Genomic DNA, 19,297 nt, shown 5'->3' on the forward strand with positions numbered 1-19,297 from the left:
TCCCGCCCGTACACTGTCCGTCGTGACCGAGAACACTCAGCAGCCCAAGCACAGCGTCCCCGAACTGCCGACTCAGTACACGCCGGCCGATGTAGAGGGGCCGCTGTACGAGCGCTGGGTAGAGCGGGGCTACTTCGAGGCGGACGAGAAGAGCGACAAGCCGCCGTACACCATCGTCATCCCCCCGCCGAACGTCACCGGCTCGCTGCACCTGGGCCACGCCTTCGAGCACACGCTGATCGACGCCCTCACCCGCCGCAAGCGGATGCAGGGGTACGAGACGCTGTGGCAGCCGGGCATGGACCACGCGGGCATCGCCACCCAGAACGTCGTCGAGCGGGAGCTCGCCAAGGAGGGCGTCTCGCGGCACGACCTGGGCCGGGAGGCGTTCGTCGAGCGGGTCTGGCAGTGGAAGGACGAGTCCGGCGGCCAGATCTCGGGGCAGATGCGGCGCCTGGGCGACGGCGTCGCCTGGTCCCGTGAGCGGTTCACCATGGACGAGGGCCTCTCCAAGGCCGTCCAGACGATCTTCAAGCGGCTCTACGACGACGAGCTGATCTACCGCGCCGAGCGCATCATCAACTGGTGCCCGCGCTGCCTGACCGCCATCTCGGACATCGAGGTGGAGTACCAGGACGACGACGGCGAGCTGGTCTCGATCCGGTACGGGGACGGGGACACGTCGATCGTCGTCGCCACCACCCGCGCCGAGACGATGCTCGGCGACACCGCCGTCGCCGTCCACCCGGAGGACGAGCGGTACGCCCACCTCGTCGGCACCGAGATCGAGTTGCCGCTGACCGGCCGCCGCATCCCGGTCGTCGCGGACGAGCACGTCGACCCGGAGTTCGGCACCGGTGCGGTCAAGGTCACGCCGGCGCACGACCCGAACGACTTCGAGATCGGCCGCCGCCACGGCCTGGCGAACCTGGCCGTCCTCGACGAGCGCGGCGTGATCACCGCGCACGGCCCGTTCCAGGGGCTGGACCGCTTCGAGGCCCGGTCGGCGATCGTCGGCGCGCTGCGCGCCGAGGGCCGGATCGTCGCCGAGAAGCGCCCGTACACCCACTCCGTCGGGCACTGCTCGCGCTGCAAGACCACCATCGAGCCGCGGCTGTCGATGCAGTGGTGGGTCAAGGTCGGCCCGCTGGCGAAGGCCGCCGGTGACGCGGTCCGCGAGGGCAAGGTCGCGATCCACCCCAAGGAGATGGAGTCCCGGTACTTCGGCTGGGTCGACAACCTCCACGACTGGTGCATCTCCCGGCAGTTGTGGTGGGGACACCGCATTCCGGTCTGGTACGGCCCGAACGGCGAGGTCGTCTGCGTCGGACCGGACGACGAGGCGCCCACCGGCGAGGGCTGGCACCAGGACACCGACGTCCTCGACACCTGGTTCTCGTCGGGCCTGTGGCCGTTCTCCACGCTGGGCTGGCCCGAGCAGACCCCGAGCGTCGAGAAGTTCTACCCGAACTCGGTCCTGGTCACCGGCTACGACATCCTCTTCTTCTGGGTCGCCCGGATGATGATGTTCGGGCTGTACGCCATGGACGGCACCCCGCCGTTCCACACCATCGCGCTGCACGGCATGGTCCGCGACCAGTTCGGCAAGAAGATGTCCAAGTCCTTCGGCAACGCGGTCAACCCGCTGGACTGGATGGACGCCTACGGCTCGGACGCCGTCCGCTTCACCCTGGCCCGCGGCGCCAACCCCGGTGTCGACGTGCCGATCGGCGAGGACTGGGTCCAGGGCTCCCGGAACTTCGCCAACAAGATCTGGAACGCCACCCGCTTCGCGCTGATGAACGGCGCGACGGTGGAGGGCGAACTCCCGCCCGCCGAGCAGCTGTCGGCGACCGACCGGTGGATCCTCTCCCGGCTCAACGCGGTCGTCGCCGAGGTCGACGCGTACTACGACGACTACCAGTTCGCCAAGCTGTCGGACACCCTCTTCCACTTCGCCTGGGACGAGGTCTTCGACTGGTACGTCGAGCTGTCCAAGACGACGTTCATGGCGGGCGGCCCGGCCGCCGACGCCTCCCGCCGGGTGCTGGGAGAGGTCCTGGACGTCACACTGCGGCTGCTGCACCCGATCGTGCCGTTCGTCACGGAGACGCTGTGGACGACGCTGACCGGTGGTGAGTCGGTGGTCATCGCCGAGTGGCCCCGCGACTCGGGCTTCCGGGACGCGGCGGCCGAGCGGGAGGTCGAGACCGTTCAGCAGATCGTCACCGAGGTCCGCCGGTTCCGCTCCGACCAGGGGCTCCAGCCCGGCCAGAAGGTCCCGGCCCAGCTGGACCTGTCCGGCACGGCGCTGGCGGCGCACGAGGCCGCGATGCGGTCGCTGCTGCGGCTCCAGCCGGCCGGTGACGGCTTCAGCGCCACCGCGTCGCTGCCCGTCGCGGGGGCCACGGTCGCCCTGGACCTGTCCGGTGCGATCGACGTCGAGGCGGAGCGGAAGCGGCTCACCAAGGACCTGGCCGCCGCCGAGAAGGAGAAGGCCCAGGCCACCGGGAAGCTCGGCAACGAGGCGTTCCTGGCCAAGGCCCCGGAGCAGGTCGTGGAGAAGATCCGCGGCCGGCTGGCGGCCGCGGAGGCGGACATCGTCCGGATCACCGGGCAGCTGGCGGGCCTGCCCACGGCGTAGCCGGCGGTTGCGTCCACGCGCCGGGAAGCGGCCTCTGGTCCGCGGTCCGCGCGGGCTGCTGGTCCGCGGGCAGTGCAGGCCCCTGCTCAGGCTCCACAGGCCCCTCGTCCGCAAGGGCGGGGGGCCTGCGCCGTCCCCGCCGCCCGCCGCGCCCGCCCCGCTCCCGCACGGGCCAGAGCAGCACGTACGCGGTGGAGACCGCCACGAACGCCAGCCGGATCAGCCCGCGGACGGAGTCGTCGGGGACGACGAAGACGCTGCCGTAGAGGATGATCACCGCCAGCCAGCTCCACCACGGGACCAGCCGGCGCTGGCCGATGACGTCCCACAGCAGCGTGCCCAGCAGCACCGAGGCGGTGTAGTACGTGTAGACGCTGGGGTCCAGCACGATCCGGGCGTTGGCGCCCAGCAGGACCACCGCCGCCCACCGCCCGCGCCAGACGGCTATCGCGCCCAGCACGAGCCCGAGGGCGAACTGGGCGGGCCGGTCCCAGCCGGGGGTCTTCGGGTCGGCGACGCCCAGCCAGCGCAGCGCGGACGCCGGATGGTTGGGGATGGTGAACTTCGCGGCGGCGAAGGACTGGGCGTCGCCGAGGAAGAACGGCAGCCAGGCGAGCGCGACCAGCCCCGCGCACCACAGGCCCGCGCGCAGCCACTTGTCCCGCGGGAGCGCCAGCAGCAGGGGGACGAAGGCCAGCGCGGTCGGCTTGGAGTCCATCGCCAGGGCCAGGCAGGCACCGGTCACCGCGGGGCTGCCGCGGGTGACACCGCGTACCGCGAGGGCGGTGAAGAACAGCGCCAGCACGTCGTCGAGGTGCCCGAAGCGGACCGCGACCTCGATCCACATGGGGATGAAGGCCAGCCCGGCGATCAGTACCCGCTGCCGCAGCCGCTGGTGGTTGGTGCCGGTGCCCAGGAAGTGGTGGGCGGCGCTGCGGCCGGCCAGCACCACGATGACCAGGCCGAGCGCGGACATCAGGGCCGCGGCCAGGAACTGCCCGGTGGCCTCGGGGAAGGGGTTGAACAGCCCCGCCGTCAGGAAGCTGATCGGCCCCATCTGGAGCTCGGGGTGGTGCGCGTACAGGTTGAGGCCGCCGGTGCCGCTGCCCTGGTAGATCAGCTCACCGCCGGTGCGCAGGTAATGCCACGAGAAGCCGCCGTGCGGCTCCACGACGATGAACCACAGGACGGTCCAGGCGGTGAGCAGTACCAAATGCATCCGCTGACTGATTGCCGGCACGCGTTTTCAGCTCCTGCTTTCCCGACCGGTGCGGTCGTCTGAACTCCGGGGACATACAGACCCCGCCATGGAAGAGGGCCGATCAGGGCGGAAAGGTTGTCCCGTCCGCCGGACTGATGGCTCACATCACGGTTGTACGCCCTTCTCATGGCGCTCTCATGAAGCCGAGGCACCGTGGACCGGAATGCCGGAGTCCCGGCGGAAACGCACGTCCAGCCCGAGGAGCCGCGCCCATGAACAAGCCACTGCGGAGGGTGTCGGTCTTCTGCCTCGCAATGATCCTTGTGCTGATGGGCTGGGCCACCTGGATCCAGGGCGCCAAGGCTAGTGACTACCAGGACGACCCGCACAATCCGCGGGTGGCGATCGCCAAGTACTCAGCACCGCTCGGCAACATCCTCGTCGACGGGCAGCCGGTCACCGGCTCGGCCACCACGAACGCCAACCTGAAGTACAAGCGGACCTACAAGAACGGCCCGCTCTACGCCCCGGTCACCGGCTTCTCCTCGCAGATCTTCGGCAGCACCCAGCTGGAGAGCCTCTACAGCGACCTGCTCGGCGGCACCGACAGCCGGCTGCAGACCCCCTCCGACGCGCTGCTGCACGAGCGGCCCAGGGGCGGCGACGTGGCCACCACCATCGATCCCAAGGTCCAGAAGGCCGGCTACGACGCCCTCGGCGGCAAGACCGGCGCCGCCATCGCGCTCGACCCGGCGACCGGCCGGATCCTGGGCATGGTCAGCACCCCGTCGTACGACCCCGGGACGTTCGCCGGGTCCGGCGCCGCCGACCAGAAGGCATGGCAGGCGATGTCGCAGGACAGCCGGCAGCCCAACCTGAACCGCGCGCTGCGCCAGCCGCTGCCGCCCGGCTCCACCTTCAAGCTGGTGGTCGCCGCCGCCGCGCTGGAGAACGGCCTGTACTCCTCCGTGGACCAGCCCACCGCCAGCCCCGACCCGTACACCCTGCCGAACACCAGCACCAAGCTCACCAACGAGAGCTCCTCGGCGCCCTGCGAGAACGCCACCATCCGCACCGCGCTCCAGTACTCGTGCAACACCGTCTTCGCGAAGATGGCGGTGGACCTCGGCAAGGACAAGGTGCGGGCGCAGGCCGAGAAGTTCGGGTTCAACGACGACAAGATGGACGTCCCGGTCCGGGCGACCAAGAGCGTCTACCCGTCGGACATGGACCAGGCGCAGACCGCGCTCTCCGGGATCGGCCAGTTCAACGACCAGGCGACGCCGCTCCAGATGGCCATGGTCGCCTCGGCGATCGCCAACGGGGGCGACCTGAAGACCCCGCAGCTGGTCGATCAGCTCACCGACGGCGGCGGCAACACCGTCCAGAAGAACAGCCCGAAGACCTACCACCAGGTGATGTCGGCGCGGACCGCGGCGCAGCTGCGGTCGGCGATGCAGACGGTCGTGGACCAGGGCACCGGCTCCAACGCGCAGATCGGCGGACTGACCGTCGGCGGCAAGACGGGCACCGCTCAGCACGGCGTCAACAACAGCGGTACGCCCTACGCCTGGTTCGTCTCGTACGCCGATGACGGCAAGGGGCACCAGGTCGCGGTCGCCGTGATGGTCGAGGACGGGCTGGCGGCCCGCAACGAGGTCTCCGGCAACGGGCTGGCGGCCCCGATCGCCAAGGCGATGATGCAGGCCGCGCTGAAGTAGCCGGGCCACCGGCCGGGCCGGGTGCGGCGCGGTGCCGGCGGGCGGTGGCGCAGCGCGCCCGCTGTCAGAGGTGCCTCGTAGACTTGTCGTCGTGAGCGAGCGCCCCCAGAACGACGACCCCGACCCGACCGACGCCTTCGACGACATGGTCGAGGCCGAGACCCATCGCGACCCCGACCTCGCTGTGATCGAGGCCGGCAGCCGGACCCTGCGCGCGCAGGCCGGACCGCCGCAGGGGGACCAGGTCCCGGCCCGCCCCGCCGACCCGGAGGTCGACCGCGCGCTGCGCGCCGTCGAGGAGGAACTCGCCGGCCGCTGGGGCGAGACCCAGCTCGACCCGTCGGTCCAGCGCATCGTCGCCCTGCTGGACATCCTGGGCACGCCGCAGCGCGCCTACCCCTCCATCCACATCACGGGGACGAACGGCAAGACCAGCACGGCCCGCATGATCGAGGCCCTGCTCTCCGCCTTCGAGCTGCGCACCGGCCGGTACACCAGCCCGCACGTCCAGTCGATCACCGAGCGGATCAGCCTGGACGGCAGCCCGATCTCCGCCGAGCGCTTCATCGAGACGTACCGCGACATCGCTCCCTACGTAGAGATGGTCGACGCCCAGCAGGAGTACCGCCTCTCCTTCTTCGAGGTGCTGACGGCGATGGCGTATGCGGCCTTCGCGGACACCCCCGTGGACGTGGCGGTCGTCGAGGTCGGCATGGGCGGCACCTGGGACGCGACCAACGTCATCGACGCCGATGTCGCGGTGATCACCCCGATCGCGCTGGACCACACCGACCGCCTCGGCGAGACGCCCGAGCAGATCGCCGGTGAGAAGTCCGGGATCATCAAGAAGGACGCGACGGTCGTGCTCGCCCAGCAGCCGGTGGACGCCGCCTCGGTGATGCTCAAGCGCGCCGTCGAGGTGGATGCCACGGTCGCCCGCGAGGGCATGGAGTTCGGGGTGCTCTCCCGCGAGGTGGCGGTCGGCGGCCAGATGCTGACGCTGCGCGGACTGGGCGGCGAGTACCCGGAGGTCTTCCTGCCGCTGTACGGCGCCCACCAGGCGCACAACGCCGCGGTCGCGCTCGCCGCCGTCGAGGCGTTCTTCGGCGTCGGCTCCGAGCACGCCCGCCCGCTCGACATCGACACCGTCCGCTCCGCGTTCGCCGCGGTCGTCTCGCCCGGCCGGATGGAGGTGGTCCGGCGCAGCCCCACGGTCGTGCTGGACGCCGCGCACAATCCGGCGGGCGCGCAGGCGGCGGCCGAGGCGGTCACCGAGGCGTTCGGTTTCAGCCGGCTGGTGGGGGTCGTCGGCGCCAGCGCCGACAAGGACGTCCGGGGCTTCCTGGAGGCGTTCGAGCCGATCTTCGCCGAGGTCGTGGTGACGCGTAATTCCAGCCAGCGCGCGATGGACCCGGACGAGCTGGCCGCCGTCGCCGTCGAGGTCTTCGGCGCCGAGCGGGTCCAGGTCGAGCCGCGCCTGGACGACGCCCTGGAGGCGGCGATCACGCTGGCCGAGGAAGAGGGCGAGTTCTCCGGCGCGGGCGTGCTGGTGACCGGTTCGGTGATCACGGTCGGCGAGGCCCGGCTGCTCCTGGGAAGGAACTGACCATGCGCACGCTGTGTGCCAGCACCCTGATAGGGGAGTTCTTCGTGATCGGCTTCGCCGGTCTGGTCGCGATGCAGCTCACCGATCTGTCGGCGGCCACGATCTGGACGGTCAGCGGGATCGCGATGCTGCTGAGCGTCCTGCTGTGCGGCATGCTGAACCGCCCCGGCGGCGTCCAGCTCGGCTGGGTGCTCCAGATCGGCCTGATCGCCAGCGGCCTGGTCATCCCCACGATGTACTTCCTCGGCGGTGTCTTCGCCGCGCTGTGGTGGGCGTCGGTGCACTTCGGACGCAAGATCGACGACGCGAAGGCCCGGTTCGCGGCCGAATCGTCCGCCGCGGGCTGAGCCCCGCCAGGCCGCGGGGGCCCGGCACCGGAGGGCCGGTGCGTAGCCGGTAGCCTCAAGGCAACGCTGACCGTCGTTCATATACAGGCATATACAGGGAGTCCCTTCGTGAGCCAGCGCACCCTCGTCCTTCTCAAGCCCGATGCCGTCCAGCGCGGCCTGATCGGCGAGATCATCGGCCGGATCGAGCGCAAGGCGAACTGGACGATCAGCGCGCTGGAACTGCGCACGCTCGACCGCGCCCTTCTTGAGCAGCACTACGCCGAGCACGTCGGCCGGGACTTCTACGAGCCGCTGGTGCAGTTCATGTCGTCCGGCCCGGTCGTCTCGCTGGTCGTCGAGGGTGAGCGGGTCATCGAGGGCGTACGGGCACTGGCCGGGCCCACTGACCCGATTGCCGCCCCGAGTGGGTCCATTCGTGGGGACTTCGGAACGATCACCCGGGAAAATCTGATCCACGCCTCGGATTCCGAAGAGTCCGCCGAGCGCGAGATCAAGATTTTCTTCCCCGGGATTTCCTGACACGCCATTAGTGGCCAACCCCCTTGTGACCAGGGGCGACCGGTGAAATCATCGGTCGCCCCTTGGTGTACACGACACGATCGGGGGAACGCATCCCCGCGACACGACGTCACCATTGAGGGGGGCGGGTGCGTGTACGGCTGACAATGGCTAAACGGCCTCCCGCCGTGTTCGGGTGGGGTACCACTACGAACTACGATGGGGGCTTCCGCGCCTCACAGCGCATCACCTCCTGCCGACCTCAAAGTAAGCATTCGCTCCAGTTGGGAAGGCCAGACGTATCCTCATGGGGAACAACATGTCGTTCATCGGCCGTGACATGGCTGTCGACCTCGGGACCGCCAACACGCTGGTGTACGTCAGGGGCCGCGGCATCGTTCTCAACGAACCGTCGGTCGTGGCCATCAACACCAACACCGGCGGCATCCTGGCCGTAGGTGCCGAGGCGAAGAAGATGATCGGCCGGACGCCCGGCAACATCGTCGCCGTACGGCCGTTGAAGGACGGCGTGATCGCCGACTTCGAGATCACCGAGCGGATGCTCCGCTACTTCATCCTGAAGATCCACAAGCGGCGCTACCTCGCCCGCCCGCGGGTGGTCGTCTGCGTCCCCTCCGGAATCACGGGAGTTGAGCGCCGCGCGGTCATCGAGGCGTCGACCCAGGCAGGCGCCCGCCAGGTCCACATCATCGAGGAGCCGATGGCCGCGGCGATCGGCTCCGGCCTGCCGGTCCACGAGGCCACCGGCAACATGGTCGTGGACATCGGCGGCGGGACGACCGAGGTCGCGGTCATCTCGCTCGGCGGCATCGTCACCGCCCAGTCGATCCGGGTGGCCGGCGACGAGCTGGACAACGCGATCATCCAGCACATCAAGAAGGAGTACAGCCTGCTGCTGGGCGAGCGCACCGCCGAGTCCATCAAGATCACCATCGGTTCGGCGTACGACCTGGAGCAGGACGAGCACACCGAGATCCGCGGCCGCGACCTGGTCTCCGGCCTGCCGAAGACCGTCGTCATCTCCGCCGCCGAGGTCCGCAAGGCCATCGAGGAACCGGTCAACTCCATCGTCGACGCGGTCAAGACGACCCTCGACAAGTGCCCGCCGGAGCTGTCCGGTGACGTCATGGACCGCGGCATCGTTCTCACCGGTGGCGGCGCTCTGCTCCGCGGCCTCGACGAGCGGCTGCGCCGCGAGACCGGTATGCCCATCCACATCGCCGAGGACCCGCTCGACTCCGTCGCGCTCGGTTCCGGCAAGTGCGTCGAGGAGTTCGAGGCGCTCCAGCAGGTCCTCGACTCCCAGCCGCGCCGCTGACGAGACCCCGGACCCGACTCGTTCCGCGGCCGTCACACGGCGGTCGCGGGGGTCGGGCACCATACACACAGCAGCCGATCCGTCCGCCGGATCGCTGACATACACCCGTAACGCTCCCACAGATACGGTGCACGGACGTTCCACCGCCCGCACCGTCACATCAAGGCACAACGCTCAACTCCCGAACGAGACCGGCGGGTCCGCAGCCGGCCGGTCCTACGAGGAAGGACACGGCCGCCGCACGTGAGGGACACACGAGAGAGCCGGCTGCTGCTGGTGCTGCTGGTCGCGATCGCGTTCGCGCTGATCACGGTCGATATCCGCGGCGGCGCACAGTCCCCGCTCGACGGCGCCCGGCAGGCCGCCGCCTCTGCCTTCGGCCCGGTCGAGCGCGGCGTGGCCCGGGTCGTCAACCCGGTGGGCAACGCCGTCGGCGCCGTACGGGATTCCGGCGAGCGCCACAACCGCATCCGGACCCTGGAGCACGAGAACGCGGCCCTGAAGGCCAAGCTCTCCTCGCCCGACCACAACCGCAGCCGCGCCGCCGAACTGGACAAGATCCTCAAGACCGCCGGCACCGGCCAGTACGCCATCAAGGGCGCCGAGGTCATCGCCATCGGATCGGCGCAGGGCTTCTCCTGGACCGTCACCATCGACGCCGGCAGCCGCGACGGTATCGCCCGCGACATGACCGTCCTCAACGGCGACGGGCTGGTCGGCCGGATCACCACCGTCACCCCGCACACCTCCACCGTGCTGCTGGCCGCCGACCCGGAGTTCACCGTCGGCACCCGCATGGAGAAGACCAACGAGATCGGCTTCGCCAACGGGCAGGGCGTCCGCTCGCTGCGCGTCCAGCTGCTCAACGGCAAGGCCGACGTCAAGAAGGGCGACCGGCTGGTCACCTTCGGCTCCAGCAAGGACAAGCCGTTCGTGCCCGGAGTGCCGGTCGGCACGGTCTCGAAGGTCGAACCGCTCAACGGCGATCTGACCCGCACCCTCCAGGTCACGCCGTTCGTTTCCTTCTCGTCGCTCGACATCGTCGGCGTCGTCGTCCAGCCGCCCCGCGAGGACCCGCGGGACACCGTGCTGCCGCCCCCGGTCAAACCCGAACCGACGCCGACGGTCACCGTCACGGCCACCCCCTCCGCGAGCGCTTCTCCCAGGAGCTGACCGATGCGCATCAACCGGATCCTGCTCGCCACCCCGCTGGTGGTGGTCGCCCTGATCATTCAGGTCAGCATCCTCGGCAGACTCCAACTGCCCGGCGCCGTACCGGATCTGCTGCTGCTGGTGGTCCTCGGGCTGGCCCTCGTCTACGGCCACGTCGGCGGCTCGCTGATCGGCTTCGGCGCCGGACTGCTCGCCGACCTCGCCCCGCCGTCCGACCACGCCATCGGGCGCTACGCCCTGGTCCTGTGCGTCATCGGCTACGCCGCGGGCCTGACCAAGCCGGACAGCGGGCAGCACCGCTCGGCGACCCTGCCGCTGATGGTCGTCCTCGGCGCCGCCCTCGGCTCCACGCTGCTGTACGCGGGCGTCGGCTCGCTCGTCGGCGACACCGCGGCCCGGCACGTCGGCATCGTCGGGCTGCTGCTCAGCTCCACGCTCTACGACCTGCTGCTGGCCCCCTTCACCGTCCCGCTGGTGATGGCGCTGGCGCGCCGGACGGAGCACGATCCGCTGGCCACCGACGGCTCCGGCGGCTCCGCGATTCCGGTGGCCCGCCGGAAGCCGGCGTACGGCTGGCTCAACACCGGCACCGGCCTCAAGGCCAGCCGCGGCGCCATGAAGGCGGTACGGACCGGCCGGGTGCCCAAGCCGGCGCGGGGCGGCAAGTCGGGCCGCATGAAGGGCGTCAAGGGACTCAAGGGGGTCAAGAGGCTGTGAGCGCCCACCCGTCACCCGACCACCACCCCGCATGGAGGCGCTGCGCGCCATGAGCAATATTCCGGAAACCGGCCGGACCTCGCGGGTCACCATCCGGCTGGTCGCGATCCAGATCCTGGTCTTCTCGCTGCTGGCCACGCTCGGCGGCCGGCTCTGGTACCTCCAGATCCGCAACGGCCAGGAGTACGCCGCCAAGGCCAGGTCCAACCACGTCCAGCAGGTCATCGACCCGGCCACCCGCGGCTCCATCCTCGACGCCCGCGGGGTGGCGCTGGCCGACAACCAGACCCGGCTCGTGGTCTCCGCCAGCCGCACCGACCTGCTGAAGATGAAGGACGGCGGCAAGGCCGTGCTCACCCGGCTGGCCAAGGTCCTGAACCTGCCCGCGCAGGAGATCCGCGACAAGGTCCGGCTCTGCGACGCCAAGACCCCGCAGCCCTGCTGGAACGGCTCGCCCTACCAGCCGATCCCGATCACCGACGAGGCCACCACCCAGCAGGCCCTCCAGATCCGCGAGCGCTCCGAGGACTTCCCGGGCATCAGTGCCGAGCCCACCGCCGTACGCCGCTACGCCGCCCCCGGCGACGCCAACGCCGCCCAGGTTCTCGGCTATCTGTCGCCGGTCACCGACGAGGAGATCACGAAGGCCAAGAACAGCCCCGCGCCGCTGCTGCGCTCCGACCAGATCGGCCGGTCCGGGCTGGAGCGGCAGTACGACGAGTACCTGCGCGGCAAGGCCGCCGTCACCCGTTACGAGGTCGACAACCTCGGCCGGGTCATCGGCCAGGCCAAGAGCGACAAGGGCCAGGCCGGTTCGAGCGTGGTCACCAGCATCGACGCCCGCGTGCAGGCCATAGCGGAGAAGCAGCTCGACCAGGCGATGAAGGACGCCCGCCAGCAGGTGGACCGGAACACCGGCACCAACTACAAGGCCGACTCCGGCGCCGTGGTCGTCATGGAGGCCAAGACCGGCCGGGTGGTGGCGATGGCCTCCAACCCCACCTACGACCCCAACGCCTGGGTCGGCGGCATCTCCGGCAAGGACTACGCCCACCTCACCGGCAAGGACTCCAACTACCCGCTGCTCAACCGCGCCATCCAGGGGCAGGCCGCCCCCGGCTCGATCTTCAAGGTCATCTCGACCTCCGCCGCGGTCAACGCCGGCTACCCCTTCGACGGCCACTACCCCTGCACCAGCTCGTACAGCATCGGCGGCCAGGTCTTCCGGAACTTCGAGGGCGAATCGCAGGGCGACATCAGCCTGGGCCGTGCGCTGGAGGTCTCCTGCGACACCGTCTTCTACCGGATCGGGCACGAGGAGTGGAAGAAGGACGGCGGCGACAAGCCCAAGGCGAACCCCAGCGACTGGTTCTACAAGACGGCCCACCAGTTCGGCCTCGGCAAGACCACCGGCATCGACCTCCCCAACGAGGTGAAGGGCCGGGTCCCCGACCGCCAGTGGAAGAACGCGTTCTGGAAGGCCAACAAGGACACCTGGTGCTCGCAGGGCAAGAGCGGTGACGACTACGTCTCCAAGCTCGCCCGTGAGGGCTGCCTCGAAGGCATGAAGCTGCACGCCTACGACTCGATCAACTACGCCATCGGACAGGGCGACACCCTCGTCACCCCGATCCAGATGGCGACCATCTACGGCGCGCTCAGCAACGGGGGCACGCTCTACAACCCGACCGTCGGCAAGGCGATCGTCAGCGCCGACGGCAAGCACGTCCGGATGATCCAGCCCAAGGCGCACGGCCACCTGCCCGACACGCCCCAGACGCTCCAGCAGATCGGCGCCGCGCTCCAGGGCGTGACGATGCGCGGTACCGCCGCCTGGCGTTTCCAGGGCTGGCCGCAGGACAAGATCCCGATGCACGCCAAGACCGGTACGGCCGAGGTCTACGGCAAGCAGACCACCTCGTGGTTCGCGACGTACACCAAGGACTACACGATCGTCATGACCATCTCCCAGGGTGGTACCGGCTCCGGCGCCTCCGGCCCGGCCGTACGCAAGATCTACGACGCGCTCTACGGCGTCAACGACAAGGGCGAGATCGACCCCAAGGCCGCCCTCCTCCCGAAGCCGGAGACCTCGCTGCCCAAGATCGAGAGCGACGGCACCATCGAGGCCCAGCCCATCAAGCCGCCGCCGGCCGACCCGTCCCCGTCGCCCTCCGGGAGTCCGCCGCAGTGAGCACCCCGCTCTTCTCCCGGGCGTTCGCCGTCCGCCGCTACACCCCCGAGCCGGGCGTCTGGAGCAAGCTGACCGCCCACGACTCGGTGGTGCGCAGGCTGGACTGGATACTGCTGCTGTCCTGCCTCGGGCTGTCCTTCCTCGGCTCGCTGCTGGTCTTCTCCGCCACCCGCAACCGCACCGGGCTCACCAAGGGCGACGAGTACCTCTTCCTCCTGCACCACGTGCTGAACACCGGTATCGGGCTGGCCCTGGCGGCCGGCACCGTCTGGCTGAGCCACCGCACCCTGCGCGGTGCCGTCCCGGTCCTCTTCGGCGTCTCGGTGCTGCTCGCGCTGCTGGTGCTGTCCCCGCTGGGCGCCACCATCAACGGCTCGCGCTCCTGGCTGGCGATCCCCGGCGGCTTCTCGCTCCAGCCCGCCGAGTTCACCAAGATCACCATCACGCTCGGCATGGCGATGGTGCTGGCCGCCCGGGTCGACGCCGGCGACCGCCCGCGCCCCGACCACCGCACCGTCGTCCAGGCCCTCGGCCTGGCCGCGATCCCGGTGGGCGTCATCCTGCTGATGCCCGACCTCGGTTCGGTGATGGTGCTGGGCGCCATCGTCCTGGGCGTGCTGGTCGCCTCCGGCTGCTCCAACCGCTGGATCCTCGGCCTGCTGGGCACCGGCGTCGTCGGCTGCCTCGCCATCTGGCAGCTCGGGCTGCTGGACGCGTACCAGATCGCCCGCTTCGCCGCGTTCGCCGACCCGAGCCTGGACCCGTCCGGCGTCGGCTACAACACCAACCAGGCGCGGATCGCGATCGGCGGCGGCGGGCTGACCGGCTCCGGCCTCTTCCACGGCAGCCAGACCACCGGCCAGTTCGTCCCCGAGCAGCAGACCGACTTCATCTTCACCGTCGCCGGCGAGGAACTGGGCTTCCTGGGCGCGGGGTTGATCATCCTCCTGCTGGGCGTGGTGCTCTGGCGCGCCTGCCGGATCGCCCGCGGGACCGGCGAGCTCTACGGCACGATCGTGGCCGCCGGCATCGTCGCGTGGTTCGCGTTCCAGTCCTTCGAGAACATCGGGATGACCCTCGGCATCATGCCCGTCACCGGTCTGCCGCTGCCGTTCGTCTCCTACGGAGGCACCTCGATGTTCGCGGTCTGGATCGCCATCGGGCTGCTCCAGTCGATCCGCGTGCAGCGCCCGGTGTCCGCCGCGCGCTGAGCCCGTGGGCTCCGGGCCGGCCTGCGGCCGGGCCGGTACGGGGCCGCAGGCCGGCCGCTCAGCGCGGGGTGTGCAGGGTGAACCACAGGGACGCCGAGCGGGGCGGCCCGGCGAACGGGGTCATGCCCCAGTCGTCGGCGAGCCGGCTGATCAGCAGCAGCCCGTGCGCCGGGTCGCGGTCGCCGGGCGGCACATGCGGTGCCCCGCGGGGCGGAACGTGCCGGAGGCCCTCGGGGGAGGGTGCGGGGAGGCGGACCGCCGCCGGCGGCTCGTCGTGCACGCTGATCCGCAGCCCGTGACCGGCCGTCAGCACCCGCAGCAGGATGTCCGCGGGCGCGGGGGTGCGCAGATGGGAGGTGGTGACCGCCTCCGACGTCAGCAGCACGGCGGTGTCCAGCAGGGGGGCGAGCGGGCCCCGGCGCAGCACCGTGCGGACGAAGTCCCGGGCGGCCTTCGGGGCGGTGGGGCTGCTCGGCGCGGTCAGCAGATGGGGGCGGGCGCCCGCCGAGACGCAGAGCGGGGGCCGGGCGACGGCTGCGGTATGGGGGTGCACGGTTTCTCCCGGTGTCGGTCGAACGCCGGTCGCCACGCTGCGTGGGCGACCTGTCACACACCGTAAGACACCGTGTGCCGGCAGTGCTACCCGCCCACCGGAGCGCGCGACCCCGCCGCGGTGCCGGGTGGGTGGTCGGGCGGGTGGTGGCTGACTAGATTCGATGCATGGCGGACACCGTGCGGGAGATCGAGCGGAAGTACGAGGCCGCAAGCGCCACCGACGACATCCGGCTCCCCGACCTGACCGGGATCGGCCGGGTCGCGACCGTGGTGGAACAGGGCGCCGAAGACCTCGACGCCCTCTACTACGACACCGGCGACCAGCGCCTCGCCGCGGACGGCATCACCCTGCGGCGGCGCACCGGCGGTGCCGACGCGGGCTGGCACCTCAAGCTCCCGGTCGCGCTCGCGGGCGCCGCCGGCTGTGTGCGCGACGAGATCCGGGCGCCGCTGTCCGGCGCCCCGCCCGCCGAGCTGGCCGCGCTGGTCCGCTCGCGGGTGCGCGGCGCCGAGCTGGTCCCCGTCGTACGGCTGCGCACCCGGCGTACCGTCCGGGTGCTCCGGGACGCCGCGGGCGCGCCGCTCGCCGAGGTCGCGGTGGACGAGGTGCGGGCGCGGCGGCTGCACCCGGAGGGGCTGGGCCGGGCCGGCAAGGCCCGCTGGCGCGAGGTCGAGGTGGAACTGGCGCCGGAGCGCGGGGACTTGGCCCTGCTGGACGAGGCCGGTCGGCTGCTGGCCGCCGCGGGGCTGCGCCCGGCGCCGGCGCGCTCGAAGCTGGCGAGGGCGCTGGCGCAGACCGCGCCGGACGGGGCGGCAGGGGTGGCGGAGGCGGCGGGGGAGAAGCCGCCGCGGCCGGCCGGGAGGGGCCGTCGCACCGCCGGAGACGTCGTCCTGGACTATGTCCGCGAGCAGGTCCGGGCGATCGTCGCACTGGACCCCGCCGTCCGCCGCGACCTGCCCGACGCCGTCCACCAGATGCGGGTCGCCACCCGTCGGCTGCGCAGCGCCTTCCGCTCCTACGCCGCGGTGCTCGACCGGGCCGCAACCGACCCGATCGGCGCCGAACTCCGCTGGCTGGCCGTCGAGTTGGGGGTGGGACGGGACCAGGAGGTGCTGGCCGAACGGCTGGCGGGCGCGCTGGCCGAGGTGCCCCGGACGCTGCGGCTGGGCCCGGTCACCGCCCGGCTGCGCATCTGGTCGGGGCGCCGCCGTACGGGAGCGCGCGGCCGGCTGCTCGCCGCGCTCGACGGGCCGCGCTATCTCGCCCTGCTGGAGGCCCTGCACGCCCTGCTCGCCGATCCGCCGCTGCGCGCCCCCGCCGCCCGGCCCGCCCCCGGGATCGTCGCCGACGCCGTGCTGAAGGACTACCGGCGGCTGGCCGGCCGCGTCGAGACGGCCCTCGGCACCCCCGCCGGACCGGCCCGCGACGAGGCGCTGCACAGCGCCCGCAAGGCCGCCAAGCGGATCCGGTACGCCGCGGAGGCGGCCCAGCCGGCGCTGGGCCGCCCGGCGCGGACGTTCACCCGGCGGGCCAAGCAGGTCCAGCAGCTGCTCGGCGACCACCAGGACAGCGTGGTCGCCCGCGCGGCCCTGCGCGAACTGGCCACCCAGGCCCGCGGGGCCGGTGAGAGCGGTTTCACCTTCGGCCTGCTCTACGGCCGGGAGGAGGCCCGCGCCGCCGACCGCGAACGGGAACTGCCGGGGTTGTGGGCGAAGGTCTCCCGTCCGAAGTACCGGGACGCCCTGCGGCGGTGACCGCACGGGCGCCCGGCCGCCGCGGTGCGGGGCGCTCGCCGTGCCGAGGGGTGACTCCGAGCGGGTTACGCTTGTGAGTCGCCCCTTGTCAGCCCATGAAGGTTCGAGATGTCCGAGTCGGTTTTCCCGCAGCTCGAAGCTCTGCTGCCCCATGTGCAGAAGCCGATCCAGTACGTCGGCGGAGAGCTGAATTCCACCGTTAAGCCCTGGGACAGCTGCGACGTCCGCTGGGCGCTCATGTACCCCGACGCCTACGAGGTCGGGCTGCCCAACCAGGGCGTCATGATCCTCTACGAGGTCCTCAACGAGCGGCAGGGCGTCCTCGCCGAGCGCACGTACAGCGTGTGGCCGGACCTCGAAGAGCTGATGCGCGAGCACGAGGTGCCGCAGTTCACCGTCGACAGCCACCGCCCGGTCGGTGCCTTCGACGTCTTCGGCCTGAGCTTCTCCACCGAACTCGGCTACACCAACATGCTCACCGCCCTGGACCTGGCCGGTATCCCGCTGGAGTCCAAGGACCGCACCGAGGACCACCCGCTGGTGCTGGCCGGCGGACACGCCGCCTTCAACCCGGAGCCGATCGCGGACTTCCTGGACTGCGCGGTGGTCGGCGACGGCGAGCAGGCGGTGCTGGAGATCACCGAGATCATCCGCGCCTGGAAGAACGAGGGCCGGCCGGGCGGGCGCGACGAGCTGCTCCTCCGCCTCGCCAGGACCGGCAGCGTCTACGTCCCCAAGTTCTACGACGTCGAGTACCTCGCCGACGGCCGCATCTCGCGCGTCGTGCCGAACCGCTCCGGCGTCCCGTGGCGGGTCTCCAAGCACACCGTCATGGACCTCGACGAGTGGCCCTACCCCAAGCAGCCGCTCGTCCCCCTGGCCGAGACCGTCCACGAGCGGATGTCGGTCGAGATCTTCCGTGGCTGCACCCGCGGCTGCCGTTTCTGCCAGGCCGGCATGATCACGCGTCCCGTACGGGAGCGAAGCATCACCGGCATCGGCGAGATGGTGGACAAGGGCCTGAAGGCCACGGGATTCGAGGAGGTCGGCCTGCTGTCGCTGTCCTCCGCGGACCACACCGAGATCGGCGACATCGCGAAGGGCCTCGCCGACCGGTACGAGGAAGACAAGATCGGCCTGTCGCTCCCCTCCACCCGGGTCGACGCCTTCAACATCGACCTCGCCAACGAGCTGACCCGCAACGGCCGCCGCTCCGGGCTGACCTTCGCCCCCGAGGGCGGCAGCGAGCGGATCCGCAAGGTCATCAACAAGATGGTCTCCGAAGAGGACCTGATCAGGACCGTCTCGACCGCCTACGGCAACGGCTGGCGGCAGGTCAAGCTCTACTTCATGTGCGGTCTGCCGACCGAGACCGACGAGGACGTCCTCCAGATCGCGGACATGGCGACCAAGGTCATCGCCAAGGGCCGCGAGGTCTCCCGGTCCAACGACATCCGCTGCACGGTCTCCATCGGCGGGTTCGTGCCCAAGCCGCACACCCCCTTCCAGTGGGCCCCGCAGCTCTCCGCCGAGGAGACCGACGCCCGCCTGGAGAAGCTCCGCGACAAGATCCGCGGCGACAAGAAGTACGGCCGCTCCATCGGCTTCCGCTACCACGACGGCAAGCCCGGCATCGTCGAGGGCCTGCTCTCCCGCGGCGACCGCCGCATCGGCGCGGTCATCCGCGCCGTCTACGAGGACGGCGGCCGGTTCGACGGCTGGCGCGAGCACTTCTCGTACGACCGCTGGATGCAGGCCGCCGAGAAGACCCTCCCGGACTTCGGGGTGGACGTCGCCTGGTACACCACCCGCGAGCGCACCTACGAGGAGGTCCTCCCCTGGGACCACCTCGACTCCGGCCTGGACAAGGACTGGCTCTGGGAGGACTGGCAGGACGCCCTCGACGAGACCGAGGTCGAGGACTGCCGCTGGACCCCGTGCTTCGACTGCGGCGTCTGTCCTCAGATGGACACCCAGATCCAGATCGGCCCGACGGGCAAGAAGCTGCTCCCGCTGAGCGTGAAGCAGTCTGCGAACAGCGGCCAGTGATGTGAGCGACGCCTTACGGCGGATCGCCGACGCTGTGACTGACGTCACGGAGCCCTGAGATGGCTGACGTGCTGAGCGCGCTCGGCGTCGGCGTCTCGGAGCGTCGGCGGTCCGTCGCATCGGCAGAGATGCCCGGAACGCCTCTGCCGACGCAGGGAGGCCCCTCGAACGTCCACTCCGAGGTTGAGTGGGTGTGAGGGGCCTTCGGGCGTATTGCGCGGCCTGGTTGTCCGATGGTCGCCGGAGTGCCCGCGCCCGAGTGCTGCACGCGCCCTGTCTAGGCC

At 70.9% G+C, this 19,297-nt stretch carries 15 protein-coding genes; 13 read left to right on the forward strand and 2 right to left on the reverse strand.

Going from position 1 to position 19,297, the window contains the following annotated elements; genetic code table 11:
* Positions 1-22: 22 nt before the first annotated feature.
* Positions 23-2,644, forward strand: coding sequence for a valine--tRNA ligase (locus GR130_RS06155; protein WP_159503763.1), 2,622 nt, complete (start codon positions 23-25; stop codon positions 2,642-2,644).
* Here GR130_RS06155 and GR130_RS06160 read toward each other — a convergent pair.
* The gene (locus GR130_RS06160) at positions 2,610-3,863 is read right to left on the reverse strand and encodes a hypothetical protein (RefSeq protein ID WP_159509784.1); all 1,254 of its coding nucleotides are present in this window, start codon (positions 3,861-3,863) and stop codon (positions 2,610-2,612) included. The two genes, GR130_RS06155 and GR130_RS06160, sit on opposite strands and share 35 nt — an antisense overlap.
* A gap of 254 nt (positions 3,864-4,117) precedes the next feature.
* Here GR130_RS06160 and GR130_RS06165 point away from each other — a divergent pair, with 254 nt between their 5' ends.
* The 9 genes from GR130_RS06165 (at position 4,118) to GR130_RS06205 (ending at position 14,654) form a co-directional block, all read left to right on the forward strand.
* The gene (locus GR130_RS06165) at positions 4,118-5,566 is read left to right on the forward strand and encodes a peptidoglycan D,D-transpeptidase FtsI family protein (protein WP_159503764.1); all 1,449 of its coding nucleotides are present in this window, start codon (positions 4,118-4,120) and stop codon (positions 5,564-5,566) included.
* 91 nt (positions 5,567-5,657) lie between these two features.
* Positions 5,658-7,172: a bifunctional tetrahydrofolate synthase/dihydrofolate synthase gene (gene folC / locus GR130_RS06170; protein WP_159503765.1), complete on the forward strand. Its 1,515-nt coding sequence runs from the start codon at positions 5,658-5,660 to the stop codon at positions 7,170-7,172.
* A gap of 2 nt (positions 7,173-7,174) precedes the next feature.
* Positions 7,175-7,519, forward strand: a complete 345-nt coding sequence (locus GR130_RS06175; protein WP_159503766.1) for a DUF4233 domain-containing protein — start codon at positions 7,175-7,177, stop codon at positions 7,517-7,519.
* A 108-nt stretch (positions 7,520-7,627) separates the two neighbouring features.
* The gene (ndk, locus tag GR130_RS06180) at positions 7,628-8,041 is read left to right on the forward strand and encodes a nucleoside-diphosphate kinase (protein ID WP_159503767.1); all 414 of its coding nucleotides are present in this window, start codon (positions 7,628-7,630) and stop codon (positions 8,039-8,041) included.
* Positions 8,042-8,339: 298 nt separating this feature from the next.
* The gene (locus tag GR130_RS06185) at positions 8,340-9,359 is read left to right on the forward strand and encodes a rod shape-determining protein (RefSeq protein ID WP_003985182.1); all 1,020 of its coding nucleotides are present in this window, start codon (positions 8,340-8,342) and stop codon (positions 9,357-9,359) included.
* Between the two features lie 243 nt (positions 9,360-9,602).
* Positions 9,603-10,532: a rod shape-determining protein MreC gene (gene mreC / locus GR130_RS06190; protein WP_159503768.1), complete on the forward strand. Its 930-nt coding sequence runs from the start codon at positions 9,603-9,605 to the stop codon at positions 10,530-10,532.
* A gap of 3 nt (positions 10,533-10,535) precedes the next feature.
* Entirely contained in the window at positions 10,536-11,249 is a 714-nt protein-coding gene (gene mreD, locus GR130_RS06195; RefSeq protein ID WP_159503769.1) for a rod shape-determining protein MreD, read from the forward strand.
* 49 nt (positions 11,250-11,298) lie between these two features.
* Complete coding sequence (gene mrdA, locus GR130_RS06200) at positions 11,299-13,443, forward strand: penicillin-binding protein 2 (RefSeq protein ID WP_159503770.1); 2,145 nt, start codon at positions 11,299-11,301, stop codon at positions 13,441-13,443.
* Positions 13,440-14,654: an FtsW/RodA/SpoVE family cell cycle protein gene (locus GR130_RS06205; protein WP_159503771.1), complete on the forward strand. Its 1,215-nt coding sequence runs from the start codon at positions 13,440-13,442 to the stop codon at positions 14,652-14,654. The genes mrdA and GR130_RS06205 overlap by 4 nt, the downstream gene beginning before the upstream one ends.
* Positions 14,655-14,712: 58 nt before the next feature.
* On the opposite strand, the gene GR130_RS06210 is transcribed toward GR130_RS06205, so the two are convergent.
* On the reverse strand, positions 14,713-15,207 hold the full coding sequence (locus GR130_RS06210; protein WP_159503772.1) for an ATP-binding protein: 495 nt from the start codon (positions 15,205-15,207) through the stop codon (positions 14,713-14,715).
* A 167-nt stretch (positions 15,208-15,374) separates the two neighbouring features.
* On the opposite strand from GR130_RS06210, the gene GR130_RS06215 reads away from it, so the two are divergent.
* The 3 genes from GR130_RS06215 (at position 15,375) to GR130_RS06225 (ending at position 19,210) form a co-directional block, all read left to right on the forward strand.
* Positions 15,375-16,964, forward strand: a complete 1,590-nt coding sequence (locus GR130_RS06215; RefSeq protein ID WP_159503773.1) for a CYTH and CHAD domain-containing protein — start codon at positions 15,375-15,377, stop codon at positions 16,962-16,964.
* Between the two features lie 108 nt (positions 16,965-17,072).
* Complete coding sequence (locus GR130_RS06220; RefSeq protein WP_159503774.1) at positions 17,073-19,013, forward strand: TIGR03960 family B12-binding radical SAM protein; 1,941 nt, start codon at positions 17,073-17,075, stop codon at positions 19,011-19,013.
* Between the two features lie 59 nt (positions 19,014-19,072).
* Complete coding sequence (locus GR130_RS06225) at positions 19,073-19,210, forward strand: hypothetical protein (protein WP_236572841.1); 138 nt, start codon at positions 19,073-19,075, stop codon at positions 19,208-19,210.
* Positions 19,211-19,297 lie beyond the last annotated feature (87 nt).

The sequence above is a fragment of the Streptomyces sp. GS7 genome (assembly GCF_009834125.1).
Lineage (GTDB): Bacteria > Actinomycetota > Actinomycetes > Streptomycetales > Streptomycetaceae > Streptomyces.